Source organism: Cytobacillus sp. EB106-05-05-XG126, from assembly GCF_058791715.1.
The window spans coordinates 93,098-113,740 of the sequence record NZ_JBYTDU010000008.1 but is presented as its reverse complement, the minus strand read 5'-3'; the positions used below and the strand labels follow the sequence as shown (position 1 = coordinate 113,740).

Below are 20,643 nucleotides of genomic sequence, written 5' to 3'. Positions count from 1 at the left end.
CAGGGCTTTGACGCTGCTTCTTTCTGGTTTTATCGAATAAGAGGTATCTATCCAGGGCTTTGACGCTGCTTCTTTCTAATTTTACCGAATAAGCGGCATCCAACCAAGGCTTTGACGCCGCTTCTTTCTGGTTTTATCGAATAAGCGGCATCTATCCAGGGCTTTGATGCTGCTTCTTTCTGGTTTTATCGAATAAGCGGTATCTATCCAGGGCTTTGACGCTGCTTCTTTCTAATTTTACCGAATAAGCGGCATCCAACCAAGGCTTTGACGCTGCTTCTTTTTGGTTTTATCGAATAAGAGGTATCTATCCAGGGCTTTGACGCTGCTTCTTTCTGGTTTTATCGAATAATCCGAAGCTTTCTGGTTCTATCGAATAAGCGGTATCTATCACAGAATTTAACACTGTTTTTTCCAAAAGCAGACCCTGCTCAACTGCAAAAAAGGGGAGTCTCATCACTGAAACTCCCCTCGAACTTATTTATTCATATGTGCAAGAAAGCCGCCAAGAAGAGTATCCAGGTCTTCTTCGCTTTCCTCTTCAGTTTCTTCTTGCTGTTCCTGTTTAGCTTTGTCCCAATCAAAGTCAAGCAGATCATCTTCAATATCCGTCAGATCATCTTCAGTTACCTGGTCTTCCTCTAAAGCTGCGGCTGCCGAATCATACTCATTCACAGCAGGCCTCGGCTCCTCCTGCAGATATAGAGCTTCATCTATATCAGAAGAGCGGCTGTTCAAGGACGCCAGCAGGGATGTTGCCCGCACCGGGTCCGTAATCAGCTGATAAATGATGCTGCCGAGCAAGGCTTCTGAGTGCTCATGCTTTAGCCAGTCGCGCTGAACCTTGCTTAGCCCCTTTGGAAGGGGAATAGTGATGGTTTCCCGGTCTTTTGATTGTGAACTGCTGACTCCCTGCATCACAAACTCGGCCATCTTGCTCGAAAAATTCCGCTTTTCGGTTTCCTTGAGCTTTTGCAGATGCTTCAGAATATGATCAGGTGTGTCAGATGGTACACGAAAGGATATGGATTGTCCTCTCTTAATATCAGAAGAGGAAGCTTTACTCATGAAAAATCACCCTAGTTGGCTTTTACAGGTTTCTTATCCTGGTCTGCCTTATCTTTATTCGTTCTTCTTGAAAAATCAGAGATCAGCTTGTAATAAGCATTTGCCATCATCCAGATGCTTTCCTTTTCATCCTCGAAGAAGTCAATGTTATAGCCATCCAGATTATTATTTAATGTCTTCAGATAATCTTTTAGAACAATAGAACCGCCGCCGACGAAGTAGCAGATCTCCGTCTGGGAGTTTTTCTGCCAAACGTTGCGGAGCAGGCGGTACTGCTTCTTAGCCAGGTCAAGCAGGATACGGTCTGTAATATCATGCACGCTTGTGCGGCTTCCCTTAACCATAATATGATTGCGGTCATTTTTCTTCGTGATGATTTCCACGACATCTGTGCGGCTGTCGAGCTCAACACCATGCTTCGAACGGATCTCTTCACGGATGGATTCAAGCGCTTCAGACACGCCAAGATTGAAGCCCTGCGCTTTATCATCATCTACATTGCGGTTTTTAATGACAGCGATATCCGTAGATAATCCGCCGATATCCTGGATTAAAATACGCTTATCAATTAAATCCTTATTAATGATGTTTAAGTTATTATCCATTACAAGGTTGATATAAGCAGCAAATCCTTCAGGATAAACCTTGATTTCTTCAAACTTGATATTAACTTTTTGCCCTTGGTACTTCGGTGTTACAAGGAACTCAACCTGATGGACAGAGCCCAGCAGCTTGGAACGGTAGCCCGCATCCTTGCCTTCCTTTACCTCACGAAGCGGAAGTCCTGTGCCCAGTGTGTAGTTTGCATCGATCACATTACCTGACTTTTTAAAGCCAGTGGAACCGCCGTTTTGTACAGCATCCAATGCCAAAGCAGTGAATAGCATAACCAATGTCTGATCTTCTTCGGATTTGCTGCTGCCTGGATCCAGTTCAGTAGCATTATCGCTTTTTGTTGCCAGGTGACCTACACGGTAAATCGTATTGTTTTCCTTCAGGGCAGGGGAGTGAACTCTAATATGTATGCCTTCAAGCGGATTTTTGCTGTCAAGTTCTTCAATCCCGATAACCGGCCGGTCCTCAACATCTCTCGCTATTACATTCGGTATGTTTAATTCTGAATCCAATTTCCCAAAGATTGCTTTAATAGAATCGTTTCCTACGTCAACTGCTGCAATTCGTGAATTCGTCAAATCATTCAATCCTTTCATTCTCCATAATATAGAGCTGCTATTTTAAGAGTAATTCAGATTGAGAGATTAATCAATGAGAGGAAACAAAAAGTAATCAAAGCGTAAAAACGTAAACAAAATGTAAACATCTGCCTTCATTGTATACACTTTCCGCATACATGTAAACAAAAGTGCACACATCCTTATATACCAAGGTGAATACCGATTTGTATACTTGTTTACATTTTTGAATACATTTGTAAACATTATTGTATACATGTAATCAAATTTGTTTACAAACAGATCCCCTTGGTGTTTTTCTTAAAATTTGATAGTTCCTGAGATAAAATAATATCCTTATCTTCTCTAAGTGAAAAGCAACTGAATTGGATAATATTAAAAAATTTAGAAAATATACTAAATTAATCTACTTTCTTGGTAAAAACTCCTATAAAATAGGAGTATAACAATAGGAAAAGGAGTTCAGAAAGATGCAAGGCTCCAGAATATTTATGATTTCGCTTTTTATCATTTCCGTGTGCACTGCTGTTTTCTCAGAGGGAATCAGTGTCGAGAACTCTGTATATATAAAAGCGCTGGGTATATACCTGCTGTTTGCATGCCTGTATTATCATTTGCGGATTATCAGCAGAAATGGAAATACATCGATCGATTATGGGATTAATTACAGTCTTTCCATTGGACTGTTTACAGGGCCATTAGGGCTGTTGATTTTTGAAGTCATCTACCGTTTTTGCGTCTATTTTTATAAAAAGCATACAAAAACAGAGGATCCTGATGAATTTTTCCATACGTTCTATAACGTTGGTTCCTTTGTAATGAGCAACTCCATCGCATTCTATTTGTTCCATCTGTTATCTCCCCTCTTTAAGGGTGTGCCATTCGGTTTTTGGGTCGTCATGCTGATGCTGATCACCGTAACCTCTTTGCTTTCGGATCTATTCCTGATTACTGTTTTTAAACTGACAGGAGATATTAAAACGAAGGTAGAAGCAATTGACTTTATCAAAACAAGAAGTGTGCTGGATATGGGGAAGATTGCCTTCACGAACGGCCTTTTGCTGTTATTCCTGAAGGAGGGAAAATGGGAAATGCTCATAAGCCTGTTTATCCTTAACTACCTTGTGAGCCGCTCGTTTCTGTCGAAATCACAGATGCTGCAGAATAAAATCGAACGTGATAAATTTGAGCAGATGGCCTATACTGACTTTCTGACTGGTGTGTTTAACCGTGCTTATATGGATAAAAAGATGACGGAGCTTAATCAATCAGGTGAAAGCCTTGGTATAGTTGTAGCTGACATTGACAAATTCAAAAGGATAAATGACAGCTATAATCACGCGGTTGGCGACCAGGCAATCAGGCACTTTGCCGATACTTTAAAAAGCTACCTCTCCAAAGATGATTACTTGTTCAGGAGCGGAGGAGAAGAGTTTACGATTATTATGAGATTCAGAACATATGAAGAGTGCCTGAATTTAGCTCAGAAGATACGCAAGGGCGTTGAAAACAGCCCTTTTCAAGCTGATTTTAAAGAGGAGTCCATTTCTATTTCCTACACTGCATCATTTGGCCTTTTTTACTATACAGTGAACGATCTGCTTTCTATTGAAAAAGCTTATGTTTATGCAGACCAGCTCCTTCTCCAGTCCAAGGAAATGGGTAAAAACAGGCTATCCAGCAGGGAAGAGCCTGCCTATCCGCATAGACCTGCAGAAGCAGTTCTGACAAACGCATAAGATATTCGCAGCCGCCGGTTTGGGCGGCTTTTTTTTGGGGTATAATACATTTGTTTTTTATAAAATTAATAATACTATCATTATTCTGAAAAAATAAACTTTGAATGAATCCTCTGGAAAAATCTATTTATTCCTCCTTTGAAGCCAATAATAACCATCGTTACATAAAATTTTTTTTGACAATTAGCAACTATGAAAGATATTATAGAATAGCTAAAAGGAGGATGAAACATGTCAGATTTTAATAGGCAGAAAATTGTTGAAAGTGTGCCTCAAAAAGGTTTCTTCGGACATCCTAAAGGCTTGTTCACACTTTTCTTCACCGAATTTTGGGAGCGCTTTTCTTACTATGGAATGAGAGCAATCCTTGTTTTCTATATGTACTACGAGGTTTCAAAAGGCGGATTAGGCCTCGATGAGCCAACAGCTTTAGCAATCATGTCCATTTATGGGTCATTGGTGTATATGTCAGGAATCATCGGCGGATGGATGGCTGACAGATTACTCGGAACATCCAGAGCGGTATTCTATGGCGGAATTTTAATCATGCTCGGCCATATTGCCCTTTCCATTCCTGGAAGCCTGGCTATGTTCTTTGTTTCCATGGTTTTGATTGTTTTAGGTACTGGTTTATTGAAGCCGAATGTATCGAGCGTCGTTGGGGACATTTACAGTCCTGAAGATAACCGCCGCGATGCCGGTTTCAGTATTTTCTATATGGGCATCAACCTTGGCGGATTCCTTGCGCCGTTAATTGTCGGAACAGTTGGAATGAAATATAATTTCCATCTTGGTTTCGCCATTGCAGCCGTTGGTATGTTCTTTGGCTTATTGGTGTTTATCTTTACGAAAAAGAAAAATCTTGGATTAGCGGGAACTTATATTTCTAATCCATTATCTGCAAATGAAAAGAAAACAGTTTATACAAGAATCGGCCTGGGTGCTGTTATTATTGCGATTTTAGTGGCTGTCGGCATCCCAACTGGTCTTTTAACATTTGATTCCTTTATTGCACTTGTTGGTATTCTGGGTATCGGTCTCCCAATTATCTACTTTACAATGATGTACCGCAGCCCGAAAACTACAGAAGTGGAACGTTCACGCATCATTGCGTATATTCCATTATTCATTGCGTCAGTTATGTTCTGGGCGATCCAGGAGCAAGGTTCGACAATTCTTGCGAATTATGCGGACAAGCGTACACAGCTTGAGTTTATGGGACTTGATATATCACCGGCATGGTTCCAGTCTCTTAACCCATTATTTATTATTTTCTTCGCGCCAGTATTTGCGTGGCTGTGGGTGAAGCTTGGCGACCGCCAGCCTTCAGTGCCGCAGAAATTCTCACTGGGTCTATTGTTTGCCGGTTTATCTTTCATTGTGATTCTGCTTCCTGCTTACCTTGGCGGAACTGATTCTCTAGTAAGCCCATTATGGCTGGTTCTCAGCTACTTCATTGTTGTTCTTGGAGAGCTTTGCTTATCACCTGTTGGACTTTCAGCCACAACCAAATTAGCGCCTGCTGCTTTCTCCGCACAAACAATGAGCCTTTGGTTCCTGTCAAATGCGGCAGCACAAGCAATCAATGCACAGATTGTTAAATTCTACACACCTGAAACTGAAATGACGTATTTCGGAGTAATTGGTGCAGTAGCGATCCTGCTATCCATCATCTTATTCTTATTGAGTCCTAAGATTCAAGGCTTTATGAAGGGTGTACGTTAATTTTGGAAAAGGAAAAGCCAGAAGAGTTAAGCTCTTCTGGCTTTTTTTGTGCTTGTTTCCCGAAATATGTTTGGCCGGTAAATTCGCCAATTTGGCCGGTATTTTCTTAAAATCGGCCGGTAAATCCTCGATTTAGGCCGGTAAATGCTTCAGACTGGCCGGTAAACCGCTGCCATCAGCCTCTCCATTCCTTAAGCATCGGTCCCTCTTCACCATAAACGGGGTCCATCTGCGGAATCGGGACATTTTTTATTTCTGCAAGTGCGTGTACACGGTCTGATGGGTCCTTTTTCTTCATATTCGGGCTTGTTCCGCCGGGATAGGCACCCACGACTTCGAAGTCCGGGCTGCTTTCAATCTTCTTATGCCCTGTGCCTGCAGGAAGGAGAATGATGTCGCCCTGGCTGATTTCGAGGCGTTCGCCCTGATCGCCACCGATAAGGACGGTTGCCTGTCCCGCTTTGACCCCCAGTACTTCGTGAGTGTTGGAGTGATAATGGTGGTAATCATACACTCCGCCCGTCCAGCTTCCTGTCCATTGGTGTCTGTTGAAAGCAGCCTCTATTTCGCCGGGCTGTTCCTTAAAAACTGCCTTGTATATGATGACCGGGAAATTTTGGTTGTTGGGAATTTGCCCATCATCGTCCAGCATAATGGTTTGGATCCCTCTATTCATTCAATCCGCTCCTTTCGCATCAAAAACTGCTTTGCTTAAACGTATCTCCGCCTTTAATGGTTCCGTTCTGGAATCCTTTGTGAAACCATGACTTCCTTTGTTCTGACGTGCCATGTGTAAAGCTTTCCGGCACGACATAGCCCTGCGCCCGTTTTTGAAGGGTGTCGTCCCCTACTGCCGTGGCGGCATTCAAGGCTTCTTCCAGATCGCCTTCCTCTAAATATCCCATTCCCTGTGCATGATGGGCCCAAACGCCAGAATAATAGTCGGCCTGCAATTCAAACCGGACAAGATATTTATTGAATTTTTCTTCACTCATTTTCTGGCGTAGCGGCATGATTTCTTCGGTTGTCCCCAGAAGTGTCTGCACATGGTGCCCAACCTCATGGGCGATAACATAAGCCATGGCAAAATCACCGGGTGCCTGGAATTTCCTTTGCAGTTCATCGTAAAAGCTTAAATCGATATACAGTTTTTGGTCGCCCGGGCAATAGAATGGTCCCACTGAAGAGGAAGCTGTCCCGCAGGCAGACTGTACACTGCCTGAGTATAAAACAAGGGTCGGCTCTTTATACTGCAAACCCTGCTCTTCGAATATTTCCGTCCAGACTTCCTCTGTATCCGCCAGCACAACTGAGACAAAATCAGCAAGCTCTTTTTCATGCTCTGACTCTTCATATGGCACAGATGTACCAGAATCTGATCCGGCCATATTGCCTAACAGCTCACCCGGATCACCCCCGAGGAAGGTAAATAATAATACTATAATAATTCCGCCAAGGCCGCCGCCGATCAGGGTTTTCCCCCCGCCTCCCATGCCTCTCCGGTCTTCCACATTCGAACTCGCTCTTCTGCCTTTCCACTTCATGATTCAGCCTCCTAATGAAACATCACTTTCATTAGTGTATACCCGAAATAAAGCGATTTATTAACTTATCAGATACAAAAATAAGTGCCTGCTGATAAAACAGGCACCTTGAGATCCTATCATTTTTTTACCGCGCCAGCCGGATCATAGAGGCTCAGGTCAATATCAACCTCCTGTCCGAGAGCAAGCCTGGCCAGCTGAGCGCCAAGAAAAGGCCCTGCAGTGAGCCCTGAGGCTCCAAGCCCATTTGCTATGTAAAGGCCCTTTACACCCGGTATTTGCCCTATAATGGGCAGAAATCCGGGTGTATAAGGACGGAATCCCACCCGTGCTTCTGTAAACGTTCCATCCGATAATCCCGGGGCGATTGCTAAAGCTTTTTCAAAAATATCATTCAGACCGCCTGCAGTTACTCTTAAATCGTAGCCCATATCATCTTCATGGGTGGCGCCAATGACGATGCGTCCGCCTTCAAAAGCCAGAATGTATTGATTGTTTGGAGGCATGACAACCGGCCAGCCCGCGGTATCTTCCCCTTCAAGCTGAAGATGGACAATTTGCGCTTTTTGCGGCTTCACATCGAGCTGGATTCCAAGCGGCTCAAAAAGCTCTGCTGCCCATGCTCCGGCCGCTGCAATCACACTTTCCGCTTCATATTGCTTTCCGCTGGCTTTAACAGCTGTAATCTCATCTCCCTGGCACACAAGTTCTGCAGAGCCCTGCACCACTTCCGCACCATGCTTTTCAGCTGCCCGCAGCAGCGCATCCCTCAGTGCGCGGCCGTTGACGCGCGCCGCACCGCTTACATGGACAGAGGCATATTCCATAGACAATGGCGGAAACAGCCGGGATGTCTGTTCCGGAGACAGATGTGTAATCTCCCCCATTTCAGGAGCATCTCCGCGCCTTTTCATGGCCCGTTCTTCCATATTTTCCAGCTTTGCAGAATCGGTATGAAGGCTGACGACTCCTGCCTGCTGATAGCCGGTCTCTGTCTCGCCGTCTTTTTCAAGCTCCCTGATCAGTGTCTGATAATAGGCCGCTCCCCCTTTGGCTAGCGCATACCACGCCTTATTCCGCCGCTGGGACAGCCAGGGGCATATAATTCCGGCCGCTGCATCGGTTGCCTGCCCCGGATCTTTGCGGTCGATAACGGTGACTTTAGCACCTTCCTTAGCCAAATGGTAGGCAGCAGAAGCTCCCAGAATTCCTGCACCAATTATGATATGACTTTTCATAATGACTCCTTTTTGCGATCTGGTTTGCCACTTATTCTACAAGAGTTTGGGGAAAGGTTCAAAAAGAGGGGCAGTTTTTTGGTTCCTGGAGGAGTGTTTTAAACTAAAAACTGCATGACAGGCGCAACACCCATCATGCAGTTTCATTAAAACGGCTTATTCGGTTCATAGGTTGGCTGCTGGTTTTGTGCCTGATACTGCTGGCTTTTGGCTGCCGCATCCTGGACGTTTTCTTCAAGAGCAAATTCGGTGTCCATTCCTTTTTTGAATTGGTCAGCCTGGTTTTGGGCTGATACGATTTGCTGTTCTTCTGTTACTTTATTCGGCTGCTTTGGCATCTCTATCTCTCCTTTAATTTAGAAGTATAGCTATAGATTTTCCAAAGCTTCAGGCACTATTCACCTTTTTACAGATCCACCTTCGTTCCGACGCCTTCAAGAATTGCTTTTTCATAAACCGCTGCTGCCACAGCCAGGTCAAAATAGGCAATCCCGACTGATTTGAAAAAGGTAATCTCTTCATCGTTTTCTCGGCCAGCAATCATTCCGGATGATAATTGTCCGATTTCGCCATGCAGGTCTGAAAAGCTCCAGATGCCTTCGTCGGCAGGAATAATAAAATCACCGGCTTCATCTTTAACTCCTTCTATGGTGTCCACGACGATTTTAGAACTTCGCAGCAGCGTCTCTGCGTCGACTTCCTGCATATGCGGAAGATAAGAGCCTACCCCGTTTATATGCGTCCCCTGCTGGAGGGCCTTTCCAGAGAACACAGGCTTTTCCGAGCGGGTGCTGCAGATGACAATATCCGCCCGGGAAACAGCTTCATCGGCACTTTCCAAAATGGTCACCGACCCGTTGAACTTATGGAATTTTCCAGCAAACTCATGTGTCTTTGCAGCCGTCCGGTTGTAAAGGAAAATTTCATCTATTTCGCGAACCTCCAAAACAGCCTGAAGCTGTTCTTCCGCCATTGCCCCGCAGCCAATCACGGCCACAGATCTTGCCGATTTTATCGCGAGATGCTTAGTGGCAATTCCGCTCACGGCCCCGGTCCGGAGTCTTGTCAGGTACGAGGCATTCATGCATGCCAGGTGTTCCCCTGTTTCCGTATCACTTAATAATATGACTCCCTGAGTAGTTTTTTTGCCGATTGCAGGGTTCTCAGGAAAGATGGTGACCACCTTCACAGCGGTTTTTCCGATTGGCGGCAGGGCACTCGGCATATAAAGGGCAGAAGCTTTTTTCTCCGGAAAATCAAGCACGGTTCTATGCGGATTCTGGATTTTCCCTTCCTGATTATGTACCAGAGCGTTTTCAAGATCTTTAATGGCTGATTCCATCGTATAGATGGATTTGATTTCTTTTTCAGATAATAAAAGCATGAACTCTACCTTTCTAAGCTTTATGATTGGTTTGTCCGAAGCCTGTATGGAAAGCATCATCTCCTGGCAGATCAGAATCCAGGTCCTGATTGCTGCGGTCACGGACGGATGAAATCGCAATTAAAGAGATAGCGGCAGCAAGCATGATGTATAAGGCTACAGGAACATAGGAATTGTCATAGGCATTCAGCAGGGCAGTTGCCACGAGAGGAGCTGTTCCTCCTGCCAGTGCTGCCCCTATTTGATAGCCCAGGGTGATGCCGGTATAGCGGACATTCGACTTAAATATTTCAGAAAACATCGTTCCAAGGACAGCGGTGATTGGTGCCCAGATGATGCCGAGACCCAATATGGTGGCCACAACCAGCAGAACGGCCGAACCCTGGTGAAGAAGCCAGAAGTACGGAAATGCATAAAGCATCATCAGGACCGTTCCGCCGACATAAAGCTTTTTTCGGCCAATTTTGTCAGACAGTTTTCCCATAATCGGGATCAGAATAGTAGTAATAACCGTTGCAATCGTAACGGCATTCAATGTAACCGTACGCGAGAAGCCAAGCTGTGTGGTCGCATAGGAAACAATAAAGGTCCCGAAGATATAAAATGGTGCGGTCTCGACCACTTTTGCGCCGACAGCAATCAATACTTCCTTCCAATGGCTGCGCATCGTTTCCACAAATGGAATGTTGGCAATTTCCCCTTTTTCCTGGGCCTTTTTAAAGGATGGGGTCTCATCAATGCCTTTGCGGATCCATAAGCCAAAAAAGACAAGCAGGGCACTCAGAATGAACGGTACGCGCCATCCCCATGATAAAAAAGCTTCCTCCGGCAATAATGTCATGATAGATAAAGCGAGTGTTCCGAGAAGCATTCCGATAGTGACACCCATTTGCGGAATGCTTCCAAAAAAGCCGCGCCGATTTTTTGGAGCATATTCAACAGCAAGCAGCAGTGCGCCGCCCCATTCTCCGCCGAGTCCAATTCCTTGTATTAAGCGTAAAAGAATCAGCAGAATCGGTGCTGCCGCGCCTATATTGTCGTATGTAGGCAAAAAGCCCATGAGGACTGTTGCACCGCCCATAAGGGACAGTGTGAGGACAAGTGTCTTCTTTCTGCCGATTTTATCCCCTATGTGGCTGAAAATAACCCCGCCAAGCGGACGGATGAAGAAAGCAAGTGCGAAAGAGGCATACGCCAGCATTAAGCCGACAGCCGGATCCTCACTGTGAAAAAACATTTGATTAAATACAAGTGCAGCAACCGTTCCGTATAAAAAATAATCAAACCATTCGATGGAACTTCCGATCAGGCTTGCAATCAGGACTTTCTTTTCTAATTTCTTTTCCATTCCATTTCCCCCTCTCTTAACTGTAAAAATGTACAAGTTCATCATAGTTTATATTATTTTGATATTTCAATATATTTTTAAAATTGGATAATAAATAGAACTTATTTACCTGTCCAATCCCTAAGGTGAAAGTATGGGAATGTTTTTGTTATAATCATAATACTTAGATGGAATTTGACTTTAACTGGAGTGAACATGTTGAATACTAAAAAAGCACTGCCTCTTTTATTCGCCGTTATGTTTCTTGTGATGGTTGGGTTTGGAATTATTATTCCTGTCATCCCCTTTTATGCGGAGGAATTAGGGGCATCACCCACTGAACTGGGCCTGTTAATGGCCGTATATTCGCTGATGCAGCTGCTGTTTGCGCCTATGTGGGGGCGCGTTTCCGATAAAATCGGACGCAAGCCTGTCATTATGATCGGTATTTTTGGCCTTGGATTGTCTTTTTTCATGATGGCCCTGTCCACTGAGCTCTGGATGCTGTTTGCAGCCAGAATTATCGGCGGCTTTCTGTCGTCTGCCAATATGCCGACGGTCATGGCTTATGTAGCGGATATTACATCTGAAGAAGACCGCGGAAAAGGGATGGGGATCATTGGTGCCGCAGTGGGCTTAGGCTTTATTTTCGGCCCTGCGATTGGCGGCATCTTTTCCCGGGAAAGTTTGAACCTTCCTTTCTACGCGGCAGGAACTTCTTCGTTTATCACATTCTTCCTTGTCATGGTTGTGCTGAAGGAATCCCTTTCACCAGAGCAGCGCAGCCAGGGAACGGCTAAGCGTCCGGGTCTGATGACCGCTTTAAGAGGAAACACTGGCATGTTGTTTATCCTTCAGCTGTTTGTTTCGCTGTCACTGGCAGGACTGGAAGCAACCTTCGCTTATTTTGCGGCTGAAAAAGCCGGCCTTGGCACCGTGGAACTGGGCTATATCTTTATGATTATGGGATTTGGAGGAGCCCTTGTGCAGGGCGGTCTGGTAGGACGAATGACGAAAAAGTATGGAGAAGGGGCTGTGATTCAGCTGGGGATCGTTGTCTCTGCCATTGGTTTTGGACTGATTCTCCTGGTTGACAGTTTTACGACTGCAGCGATTTTCCTGACGATTTTCGGCATAGGGAACGGGTTTATCCGTCCGAGTGTTTCTTCCCTGCTGACAAAGACATCTCAAACTGGACACGGCAGCACGACCGGCCTGCTGTCATCATTCGATTCCCTGGGACGCATTATCGGTCCGCCGCTCGGAGGTTGGCTGTTCACCATCAGCATCGGTGCTCCGTACCTGACGGGAATCCTGCTTTCCGGTTTGGCATTCATAATGTATCGTGTGTATTCTGCCAAGGTGAACAGAACCCGTTCGATTACACCTTAAAAAAAGGAGGCTCATTTTGCCTCCTTTTTCTACTTTTGCAGGATTACCTGGATGACATGACCCGTACCTGTATGGCCTTTTCCTTCTACTCTTTCCTGTTCGCCGTAAAAGAAATGGAGGACTTTATAGTTCTTAATCCATTGGAGAATATCTGCAGGATGATAGACCATATCCACACTTTTTGGCCCGCCTGTACCATAGCTGAGCTGATCCTCTGAATAAACCTCAAGCATGACAATTCCACCCGGCTTGACGACGGAAACCAGCTTATCGAAAACAGTCTTCTGATCTTCTTTCCGAAAATGACCGAAAACCATTATGGAAGCGTCATATTCACCGGATGGCACAGAATCCTGAATCAGATCCTTCTGCCCTGTTTCCACTCTGACTTGATGGCGCTCAGCCAGCTGCTTTGTTTTGTCTAACCCGCTTTGCGTAAAATCCCATGCTGTTACCTCATGCCCCTTTCTTGCCAGGAATACGGCATTTCGGCCTTCTCCCTCGGCAAAGGCAACAACACGTTTGTGCCCTTCAAGCCGCCATGCCTGCTCCCTGATGAATTCGTTGGGCTCTTTGCCATATAAATAGCCTGCTTGAGAAAACTTTTCTTCCCATAAATTTGCCAATCTAACCACTCCTTTTCCCATAAGGTATTCTAGGAGAGGTTCTGGAAATCCTATTGTATAATGAAAAAAATGCCAGCAAGAGGAGGATGACAATGAAAGAGCTGACAGCGATGGAAGAGGTGCAGCAGTTTATCCAAAGCACGGAGCTCGGCCTTATTTACGTGCTGCATGACAGCTGAAGTGTCTGTCATGGCCTGCTTCCTCAGGTTGAGGAAGTGTTGAAGGAATACCCCCGTATCGAAGCACGGCTTGTAAATGCAGGCAAGGTAACCGAAATTGCCGGGTATCTGATGGCCTTTACAGTGCCCGTGATTGCCTTATACATGGATGGAAGAGAAGTATTGAGGGAAGCGCGGTTCATTCCTGTTGAGAAGCTTCGTGATAATTTGAAAAGGATTTATGAAGGGGTTTTTGATGTATAAATAAGGACTGGCGGTGCTTTACCGCTGGTCTTTTTGACGATTCAGCTGTAGGTTTTAGAAAATCAACAATTCATAAGTTCAAAAACTTAATAGATTTGCTTTAAATTAGAATAATATTTTCTCCCCCTATTAAATAACCCCAAATTTTATTGTTATAAATACCTACTAACGCTTCCAATAACCCGCCAATTCATCGATTTCTAATCCTTTTAGCCCAGATTTAACAACTAAAATGCCTTTTAATTTCCCCAATTAACAGAATCTTCTTTCTTATTTATACTTTTCAATAGAACGCCCTTACAAACTATAAGTCAAGTATTTAAGGAGGTTGGTTCTTGATTATTTTAAAGCAGTTTTATAGGTTCATTTCCAAGCTGCTTTAACGGAAACCACTATACTTTTAAAGAGGAGAATGGACACGAATGGGAGATTTCAGGTTTAAAAAGTATTTAACCGCTGCCATGGCTGCGGCTATGCTGGCTGTTCCACCCCTGCAGGCTTCGGCGGATGATTCCGGGAAAGGCATCCTTAAAGGGGCTGATGGCAAAGCATCCGTAGCTGATCTGCAAGGGATGAATGCCAAAGCAAGTAAAGGCAAGCATGTCATCACTCTTATTACAGGTGATGTCGTAACTGTAACTGAATTCGCAGATGGAAAGAATATCATCCATGTTGAACCAGCGGACCCTTCCGCCAGTGGAGCACGTATTTTAACAGCCAACAAAGAAACGTATGTCATTCCTGACAAGGCTATGCCTTATCTGGCTTCCGGATTTTTGGACCAGGATTTGTTCAATATCACAGCTTTAATCAAAGATGGCTATGATGACGAGAATCAGAAGGAATTGCCTGTCATCATTCAATATTCCGAGTCCAAGGCCCGTTCAGCTGCTGCTATTAAAGCACCTAAAGGCTCAAAGAAAACCCATGTACTTGAAAGTATAGATAGTGTTGCAGTCTCCGCTGATAAGAAAGAAACAAAGGAATTTTGGTCGGAAATCACCAGCAAGACTGCTAAAAAAACCAAGGCTGCACTGGCTCCAGGCATTGAAAAAATCTGGCTGGATGGCCGGGTCGAAGCGTCTCTTGAACAAAGTGTCCCACAGATCGGAGCTCCTTCCGCTTGGGAATCCGGCTATGACGGAACTGGTGTAAAGGTGGCTGTTCTGGATACTGGGATTGATTCAGGGCACCCGGACATTTCAGGTCAGTTAGATGAGGCAGTAAGCTTTGTGCCAGGAGAAGAAGTAACCGACAGACATGCACACGGAACCCATGTGGCTTCCACAGTACTTGGTACCGGAGAAGCATCAGAAGGACGGAATAAGGGTGTGGCACCAGGTGCACGTCTCCTTGTAGGAAAAGTACTTAGTGATGAAGGCTTTGGCCAGGATTCATGGATTATCGATGGAATGGAATGGGCTGCTGAAAATGCAAAAGTCGTCAATATGAGCCTGGGCAGTTCTGAACCAAGCGATGGAACAGACCCAATGGCTCAAGCTGTTAACAATCTCAGTAAAGAAACAGGGTCCCTGTTTGTTATTGCTGCCGGGAACACTGGCAGTGAAGGAATCGGATCACCGGGAGCTGCTGAGGAAGCTATAACTGTTGGCGCCGTGGACAAGTCCGACAGTCTTGCCTGGTTCTCGTCTAAAGGGCCTAGCTTTGGAAGCTCAGGATTAAAGCCTGATCTTACTGCTCCCGGAGTTGGAATCCTGGCAGCACGTTCTCAATATACGAACCAGGGAAGCGGCTCTTACATGAGCATGAATGGCACCTCAATGGCCACGCCTCATGTTGCTGGTGCTGCAGCCCTTCTCGCTCAGCGCCACCCGGACTGGACCGGGGAACAGCTTAAGGAAGCTCTGATGAGCACGACCAAAAAGCTTGAACACATTAAGCCTTTTGAAGGCGGCACAGGCCGTCTGGATGCTGTGGCCGCACTTGGCAATGTAAGGGCAACGGGGTCTCTTGACTTTGGCTTCTATGACTGGCCTCATGAGAATGATGCTCCGGCTGAGAAGACCATTACGTATACCAATGATGCTGATCAGGATGTAACATTGGATCTGTCAGTGTCTGTCAAAGATATCAATAACACCAATGCACCTTCTGGAATGGTAAAGCTATCAGCTGAAAAAGTGACTGTTCCAGCAAAAGGAATTGCAGATGTCACCGTTACACTTGACCCTAATGCAGGTGATTTTGGCACCCGTTATCAGGGGCATATTAGCGCTTCATCAGAGGGAGAAAGCATTGTCCATACTTCACTGGGCATGATCAAAGAAGATGAAAGATACCCGCTGACCATTAAGGCAATCGACCGTGACGGGGAAGCTGCCACTGCCTACTTCTACCTTTTGGGACCAACTGGCGAACCGCAGTTTATTTCAGTGGTTGGCACGAAGGAGCTGCGGCTGCCGGAAGGAACGTACTCGGTTATGTCGATGATGGATGTTGATGCAGATACAGATCATGCTGGAGTAGCGCTTGTCGGTGACCCGGAAATTCATTTGGATGGACCGCAGACCGTTATGCTGGATGCGCGAGAGGCTAATGAAATTACAGTGGATGTTCCAAAAAAGACAGAAGCTCATTATCGAAAAATGGAATACTACCGCAGCATTGATGGAAACCAGGTGAATGACATTTACATCATGCCGGCAGTGGCAGATAAAATGTACGCTGCCCCTACTGAGAAAGTAGACACTGGTGAATTCACGCAAGCTACGCGCTGGCGCCTGGCAGAACCACTATTGACCATTGGTTTCAAGGGCAAAGAATTAGATGATATTCCGCAGGCTGGCAGCACTCTTATGAACGGGAAGTACAATCTGGAAGCTGTCTATGCTGGAAATGGATCACCGGAGGATTATGAAAAACTTGATGTTAAAGGCAAAGCCGCCATTGTCCTGCGCAGTGATGAATTAACAGGATCAGAACGTGCTGCAGCAGCTCTGGCAGCAGGAGCAAAGCTATTAATTACTGTTAATGACAGACCGCAGGAGCTTAGTGAATGGACAGGAGTAGAAAATGAAGATTTTTCACTTTCCGATAGCCCTCTTTCTGTGGCCGGAGTCAGCGGAAATGAAGGACAGGAACTGATCGAAGCGGCCAAGGCCGGCGGATTGACCTTAAACGTCGAGGGTACTCCTGATTCGGACTACTTATATGACCTGGTGGATATGCATCATCAGGCAGTTCCTAAAAAAGTAAATTATGCGCCGAAAACGAAGGACCTTGTCAAAATCAACTCTGAATATAAATCAGATCGCCCTGCACCGGGTGCCGAGTTCCGCTACGATATCCTCGAGCACAGCTTTGCCGGAGTGGGCTTCCTGCAAAGACTGTCACTCCCATCCGTCAGAACAGAGTGGGTATCGGCGCAGAACGGAACGTCCTGGTACCATCAGGCTGGTGTTCTTGATGCCCAATGGGAAGTAAGACAGCCAAAAGTGGAATACAAACCAGGTCAAACGCTGAATGAAGAGTGGTTTTCACCAGTAGTCCGCCCTCGTTTTGGTGCTGGATTTTGGGCTCCTTATCGTACAGGCAATTATTTGATTATCAACGTTCCTGCCTGGGCTGACTCAGGAGCTGGCCATACAGGTGCCGACATGAATTACCCTGGTGATCAGACATTAAAGCTATATCAGGGGGATACACTGGTTAGAGAAGGAAAGGGCCAGGCTCTCTACCTATTTAATGAATTTCCGGCAGAGAAAACCCAGTACAAACTTGTAAGTGATGCAGCCCGCGATGCAGAACGATGGAATACATCAGTCCGTACACATACAGAGTGGACATTCTGGTCCCAGCAACAGGGAGAATATCAGACTGCACTTCCGCTGATTTCTCTTGATTATAAAGTGGATACGGACATGGCCGGCAACTCCACGGCCGGTAAGAAGATTAAGCTTGATTTATCAGCTGTTCAAATAGCCGATGCTCCTGAAAATGGCAAAATAAAAGGAGCCAGCCTTGAAGTGTCCTTTGATGAAGGAAAGACATGGGAAGCGGCAAAATTAGCAGCTAAAGGAAACGGCTGGTCTGCCGAAATCAAGCATCCAAATAAGAAGGGAGCCTCTGTCTCCCTGCGTGCCAGTGCATGGGATGATGCAGGCAATCGTGTAACTCAGGAGATTATCAAGGCTTATGGATTAAAATAATGAGGAATTAATGAAGCTCTTGTGTGAACCAGGCAGTTAATGCCTGGTTCACTTTTTTAATAGACTTCGTCAAACTTCGCAACCCGCCAGGGCAGCTTTGGAGGATTCAGCGAGTCTCTCCTTATGCTTTTCGTCATCCCTATACCCTATAATGGCTTGTCATTTCAGACAATGACCTTGCCAAAGAGTTGAGCTTCACCCCAATTTTATCCGTTTTCTTCATCTGTCCTGTCTGAATGACGCTGGCAGCAAGCATTTCTTCTGCACTGGCCAATGTTTCCTGTGAAACAGAGGAGAACTGTTCAGCACCCTGTTCAAGCTGCGGCAGCGTTTCTTCCAGGCCTTTCAGCTCCGTTTGCATGGTTTGGAGTTTGCCGTTTACATTCGAAATCTCATTCATCAGCTCGTTCAATGATAGTTTGGATTGTCCTGCCATCTCAAGATTGTCTTTGATCTCCGTGTGGAGCCGGTCAAATTCCTCTGAAGCTCTGAGAGTTATATTCTCCATACTTCTTATTCCCTGAGTGATATTTTCTGCAGCACCTGCAGATTGCTCTGCCAGTTTCCGGACTTCTCCTGCAACCACGGCAAAGCCTTTCCCTGCCTCTCCTGCACGGGCAGCCTCAATGGAAGCATTTAAGGATAACAGCCTTGTTTGTTCAGCAATCCCTTTTACCATTCCGACAAGATTTGTAATCGATAAGGAATGGTCTTTAACCTCTTTTATTGTCAGGGTCAATTTTTCAAACTTTGACCCAAAGGAATGGATGGCAGCGATTAAATCAGTGATGCTGTTCCCTCCGCGCAAGGCAGAATCATTCATAACCTCCGAGCTGCGGTGGACACTCTGCATATGCAGAAACATATCTTCAAACCTATCTTTCATTTCTTTGAAACTGGCCGCACTTTTTTCAGAACTGGCTGCTGTTTGCTCTGCCCCCAACTTCACGAGGTGAATGGCTGATTCCAGCTGCTGCCCGCTTTCAAGAGCACCGAAGGAAGACCCTTTCAGCTCATTGCCCGTACTCTCCAGCTCCCTCGTTGAGCCGGTCAGCTCCCGCAGCAGGCTCCTCATTTGTTCGATCATGCTGTTATAACTTTTCTGCAGAGAAGCAATTTCAGGAATTTCTGTATGAATTTCAAGCGGATTTTGCAGGTTTCCTTCCCGGACCTCCCGCATGGTGTTTCTTAAAAGGTTCAAAGGCTTCGTTATTTTTCTGACAAAAAGGCTGATAATGGCTGAAGCAGACAATAAACTGACCACAATCGCTGCAATCATAAAATAACCGATCGCATGCACATCAGACATATACGCCTTTGCCGGGATGAGAACTACATAGACGCCGCTGATTTCCTTCATCTCCTGAAAGGCTGCTGTATAATCTGTCCCGTTCATCTCAATATGTAAGACGCCATTTTTCATTGCGCTGATCTTATTGATCACATCTCTTGAAAAAGCGGCATCCTTTTTGCTGCTGACCTTAAAAGGCTTCAACCTATTATCTGCAAGATAGAAAAAATCGGAATCTATCCCATCCGAGTGCAGCTTTTTCTGCTGAGCACGGACACTGGCCTCGAGCTGCTGCTTAAAGTACGCATCATCACTGACATACACAAACTTTAAGTTTTCCGCTATGTATCCCATTAGTTCTGCTTCTCTTGCCAATCTATCCTCAATTGTTTTGATTGCCATGTCCTTTGTTTTAAGATAGGAACTAACTCCGACTGCCGATATCGATAGCAGCAGCAAGGTAAAAAACAATACCAATAATCTTTTGCCCAAGTTCAGCCTATGGCTGCAGGCTGCCGAAAAGTTGTCCAGCTGCTTCTTCATTTCTTCAAAACCCCCAAAATATCATACTAATGACCTATAAAGAAATTATACAGACCGAATGTAAAGCCAATGTAAAGATTGGTTAAAAAGTAATGTTTTGTAAATTTACAAAGGAACGTAAAGTAGGCTGTTTTAATATATTGGTTACATCCGAGGCTTTATTTTAAAGAACGGAGGAAGAAGATGACCAATTTTCAATATTTCACGGGTACTATCGTGCAAATCTCTGATTTTAACGCCGAAGGCTGCCTTAAGATGATTTCTGCTGATAACGGAATGGGAGGAACGGTTAATTTCATCGTATCCCCTTCCACTTATGTTTTAGACCAGACCATGCTGTCTACAGGGGACATCATTACTGGATATTATGACGGCAATGCTCCTGTTCCGCTGATATATCCTCCTCAATACCGGGCGCTGGTGATGGTAAAACATACTTCTCAACAAAATGTGAAAACGGACTTCTTTAATAGCCAGCTAATCAGCAGCGATGGACAGCTGCAATTAAACATCTCACCGTATACCCGGATGGTGCTGACCAATGGGCAGGCCTTTACCGGCAGCCCCGCCAACAGAGACCTGGTTGTGACCTATGGTCCGTCTACCAAAAGTATACCTGCCCAGACTACGCCGTATAAGATTGTTGTGTTGTGCTTACCGTCCGCATAGAAATAGCCCCAATCTGTTAAGTGATTGGGGCTTTGGCTGGTTTTGGACAAGGGCGGGTTCTGACTCTGACTGGCGGTTTTCTGTGTTTTGTGTCTGAAGTTGACCCAGGTTCAGACTCTAACTCGCGCTTTCCTGCTTTTTGTGTCCGAAGTTGACCCAGGTTCGGACTCTAGATGGCGCTTTCCTGCCTTTTGTGTCCGAAGTTGACCCAGGTTCGGACTCTAGCTAGCGCTTTCCTGCCTTTCGTGTCCGAAGTTGACCCGGGTTCGGACTCTAGATGACGCTCCACTGCTTTTTGTGTCCGAAGTTGACC

Annotated in this window: 16 protein-coding genes; 6 read left to right on the top strand and 10 right to left on the bottom strand. The window is 45.4% G+C overall.

The genetic code is table 11. From position 1 onward, the window contains the following. Window positions 1–477 precede the first annotated feature (477 nt). The gene (locus tag AC3WTL_RS19415) at window positions 478–1,068 is read right to left on the bottom strand and encodes a hypothetical protein (RefSeq protein ID WP_248350118.1); all 591 of its coding nucleotides are present in this window, start codon (window positions 1,066–1,068) and stop codon (window positions 478–480) included. 11 nt (window positions 1,069–1,079) lie between these two features. Continuing rightward, on the bottom strand, window positions 1,080–2,261 hold the full coding sequence (locus AC3WTL_RS19410) for a ParM/StbA family protein (RefSeq protein WP_152539667.1): 1,182 nt from the start codon (window positions 2,259–2,261) through the stop codon (window positions 1,080–1,082). A gap of 470 nt (window positions 2,262–2,731) precedes the next feature. On the opposite strand from AC3WTL_RS19410, the gene AC3WTL_RS19405 reads away from it, so the two are divergent. Further along, complete coding sequence (locus AC3WTL_RS19405) at window positions 2,732–4,000, top strand: GGDEF domain-containing protein (RefSeq protein WP_248350120.1); 1,269 nt, start codon at window positions 2,732–2,734, stop codon at window positions 3,998–4,000. A 231-nt stretch (window positions 4,001–4,231) separates the two neighbouring features. After that, a complete protein-coding gene (locus tag AC3WTL_RS19400) occupies window positions 4,232–5,725 on the top strand; it encodes a peptide MFS transporter (RefSeq protein WP_048011167.1) in 1,494 nt (497 codons plus the stop codon). Window positions 5,726–5,900: 175 nt separating this feature from the next. On the opposite strand, the gene AC3WTL_RS19395 is transcribed toward AC3WTL_RS19400, so the two are convergent. The 6 genes from AC3WTL_RS19395 to AC3WTL_RS19370 all read right to left on the bottom strand — a co-directional run bounded on the left by AC3WTL_RS19395 (window position 5,901) and on the right by AC3WTL_RS19370 (window position 11,239). Next, window positions 5,901–6,401 carry a cupin domain-containing protein gene (locus tag AC3WTL_RS19395; RefSeq protein ID WP_492369906.1) on the bottom strand — a complete coding sequence of 167 codons (501 nt, stop codon included), beginning with the start codon at window positions 6,399–6,401 and terminating at the stop codon, window positions 5,901–5,903. A gap of 19 nt (window positions 6,402–6,420) precedes the next feature. Beyond that, complete coding sequence (ypfJ, locus tag AC3WTL_RS19390) at window positions 6,421–7,269, bottom strand: KPN_02809 family neutral zinc metallopeptidase (RefSeq protein ID WP_492369905.1); 849 nt, start codon at window positions 7,267–7,269, stop codon at window positions 6,421–6,423. A 119-nt stretch (window positions 7,270–7,388) separates the two neighbouring features. Then, window positions 7,389–8,507: an NAD(P)/FAD-dependent oxidoreductase gene (locus AC3WTL_RS19385; RefSeq protein ID WP_248350124.1), complete on the bottom strand. Its 1,119-nt coding sequence runs from the start codon at window positions 8,505–8,507 to the stop codon at window positions 7,389–7,391. A gap of 146 nt (window positions 8,508–8,653) precedes the next feature. Next, window positions 8,654–8,845: a hypothetical protein gene (locus AC3WTL_RS19380; RefSeq protein WP_048011171.1), complete on the bottom strand. Its 192-nt coding sequence runs from the start codon at window positions 8,843–8,845 to the stop codon at window positions 8,654–8,656. A 68-nt stretch (window positions 8,846–8,913) separates the two neighbouring features. Further along, the gene (locus AC3WTL_RS19375; RefSeq protein ID WP_492369904.1) at window positions 8,914–9,891 is read right to left on the bottom strand and encodes an ornithine cyclodeaminase family protein; all 978 of its coding nucleotides are present in this window, start codon (window positions 9,889–9,891) and stop codon (window positions 8,914–8,916) included. 13 nt (window positions 9,892–9,904) lie between these two features. Further along, the gene (locus AC3WTL_RS19370; protein WP_248350126.1) at window positions 9,905–11,239 is read right to left on the bottom strand and encodes an MFS transporter; all 1,335 of its coding nucleotides are present in this window, start codon (window positions 11,237–11,239) and stop codon (window positions 9,905–9,907) included. Window positions 11,240–11,437: 198 nt separating this feature from the next. Here AC3WTL_RS19370 and AC3WTL_RS19365 point away from each other — a divergent pair, with 198 nt between their 5' ends. Beyond that, entirely contained in the window at window positions 11,438–12,610 is a 1,173-nt protein-coding gene (locus tag AC3WTL_RS19365) for an MFS transporter (protein ID WP_492369908.1), read from the top strand. Window positions 12,611–12,639: 29 nt separating this feature from the next. On the opposite strand, the gene AC3WTL_RS19360 is transcribed toward AC3WTL_RS19365, so the two are convergent. After that, on the bottom strand, window positions 12,640–13,236 hold the full coding sequence (locus tag AC3WTL_RS19360) for a class I SAM-dependent methyltransferase (RefSeq protein WP_492369903.1): 597 nt from the start codon (window positions 13,234–13,236) through the stop codon (window positions 12,640–12,642). Window positions 13,237–13,451: 215 nt separating this feature from the next. Between AC3WTL_RS19360 and AC3WTL_RS19355 the strand changes: the two genes are divergently transcribed. Together AC3WTL_RS19355 and AC3WTL_RS19350 are read left to right on the top strand one after the other, a co-directional pair. After that, window positions 13,452–13,658 (top strand): thioredoxin family protein, encoded by a 207-nt coding sequence (locus tag AC3WTL_RS19355; RefSeq protein WP_492369902.1) that lies wholly within the window; start codon window positions 13,452–13,454, stop codon window positions 13,656–13,658. Window positions 13,659–14,080: 422 nt separating this feature from the next. Beyond that, window positions 14,081–17,827 (top strand): S8 family serine peptidase, encoded by a 3,747-nt coding sequence (locus AC3WTL_RS19350; RefSeq protein WP_492369901.1) that lies wholly within the window; start codon window positions 14,081–14,083, stop codon window positions 17,825–17,827. Between the two features lie 139 nt (window positions 17,828–17,966). On the opposite strand, the gene AC3WTL_RS19345 is transcribed toward AC3WTL_RS19350, so the two are convergent. Continuing rightward, the gene (locus AC3WTL_RS19345; protein WP_263599184.1) at window positions 17,967–19,661 is read right to left on the bottom strand and encodes a methyl-accepting chemotaxis protein; all 1,695 of its coding nucleotides are present in this window, start codon (window positions 19,659–19,661) and stop codon (window positions 17,967–17,969) included. Window positions 19,662–19,844: 183 nt separating this feature from the next. Between AC3WTL_RS19345 and AC3WTL_RS19340 the strand changes: the two genes are divergently transcribed. Continuing rightward, the gene (locus AC3WTL_RS19340) at window positions 19,845–20,330 is read left to right on the top strand and encodes a hypothetical protein (RefSeq protein WP_197217396.1); all 486 of its coding nucleotides are present in this window, start codon (window positions 19,845–19,847) and stop codon (window positions 20,328–20,330) included. Window positions 20,331–20,643: the final 313 nt, after the last annotated feature.

Bases quoted from the DNA above. Each gene is read 5' to 3' on its own strand.
- AC3WTL_RS19340 (WP_197217396.1), top strand. From the start codon at position 19,845: ATGACCAATTTTCAATATTTCACGGGTACTATCGTGCAAATCTCTGAT.
- AC3WTL_RS19400 (WP_048011167.1), top strand. From the start codon at position 4,232: ATGTCAGATTTTAATAGGCAGAAAATTGTTGAAAGTGTGCCTCAAAAA.
- AC3WTL_RS19375 (WP_492369904.1), bottom strand. From the start codon at position 9,891: ATGCTTTTATTATCTGAAAAAGAAATCAAATCCATCTATACGATGGAA.
- AC3WTL_RS19415 (WP_248350118.1), bottom strand. From the start codon at position 1,068: ATGAGTAAAGCTTCCTCTTCTGATATTAAGAGAGGACAATCCATATCC.
- AC3WTL_RS19380 (WP_048011171.1), bottom strand. From the start codon at position 8,845: ATGCCAAAGCAGCCGAATAAAGTAACAGAAGAACAGCAAATCGTATCA.
- AC3WTL_RS19385 (WP_248350124.1), bottom strand. From the start codon at position 8,507: ATGAAAAGTCATATCATAATTGGTGCAGGAATTCTGGGAGCTTCTGCT.
- ypfJ (WP_492369905.1), bottom strand. From the start codon at position 7,269: ATGAAGTGGAAAGGCAGAAGAGCGAGTTCGAATGTGGAAGACCGGAGA.
- AC3WTL_RS19405 (WP_248350120.1), top strand. From the start codon at position 2,732: ATGCAAGGCTCCAGAATATTTATGATTTCGCTTTTTATCATTTCCGTG.
- AC3WTL_RS19370 (WP_248350126.1), bottom strand. From the start codon at position 11,239: ATGGAAAAGAAATTAGAAAAGAAAGTCCTGATTGCAAGCCTGATCGGA.
- AC3WTL_RS19350 (WP_492369901.1), top strand. From the start codon at position 14,081: ATGGGAGATTTCAGGTTTAAAAAGTATTTAACCGCTGCCATGGCTGCG.
- AC3WTL_RS19395 (WP_492369906.1), bottom strand. From the start codon at position 6,401: ATGAATAGAGGGATCCAAACCATTATGCTGGACGATGATGGGCAAATT.
- AC3WTL_RS19345 (WP_263599184.1), bottom strand. From the start codon at position 19,661: ATGAAGAAGCAGCTGGACAACTTTTCGGCAGCCTGCAGCCATAGGCTG.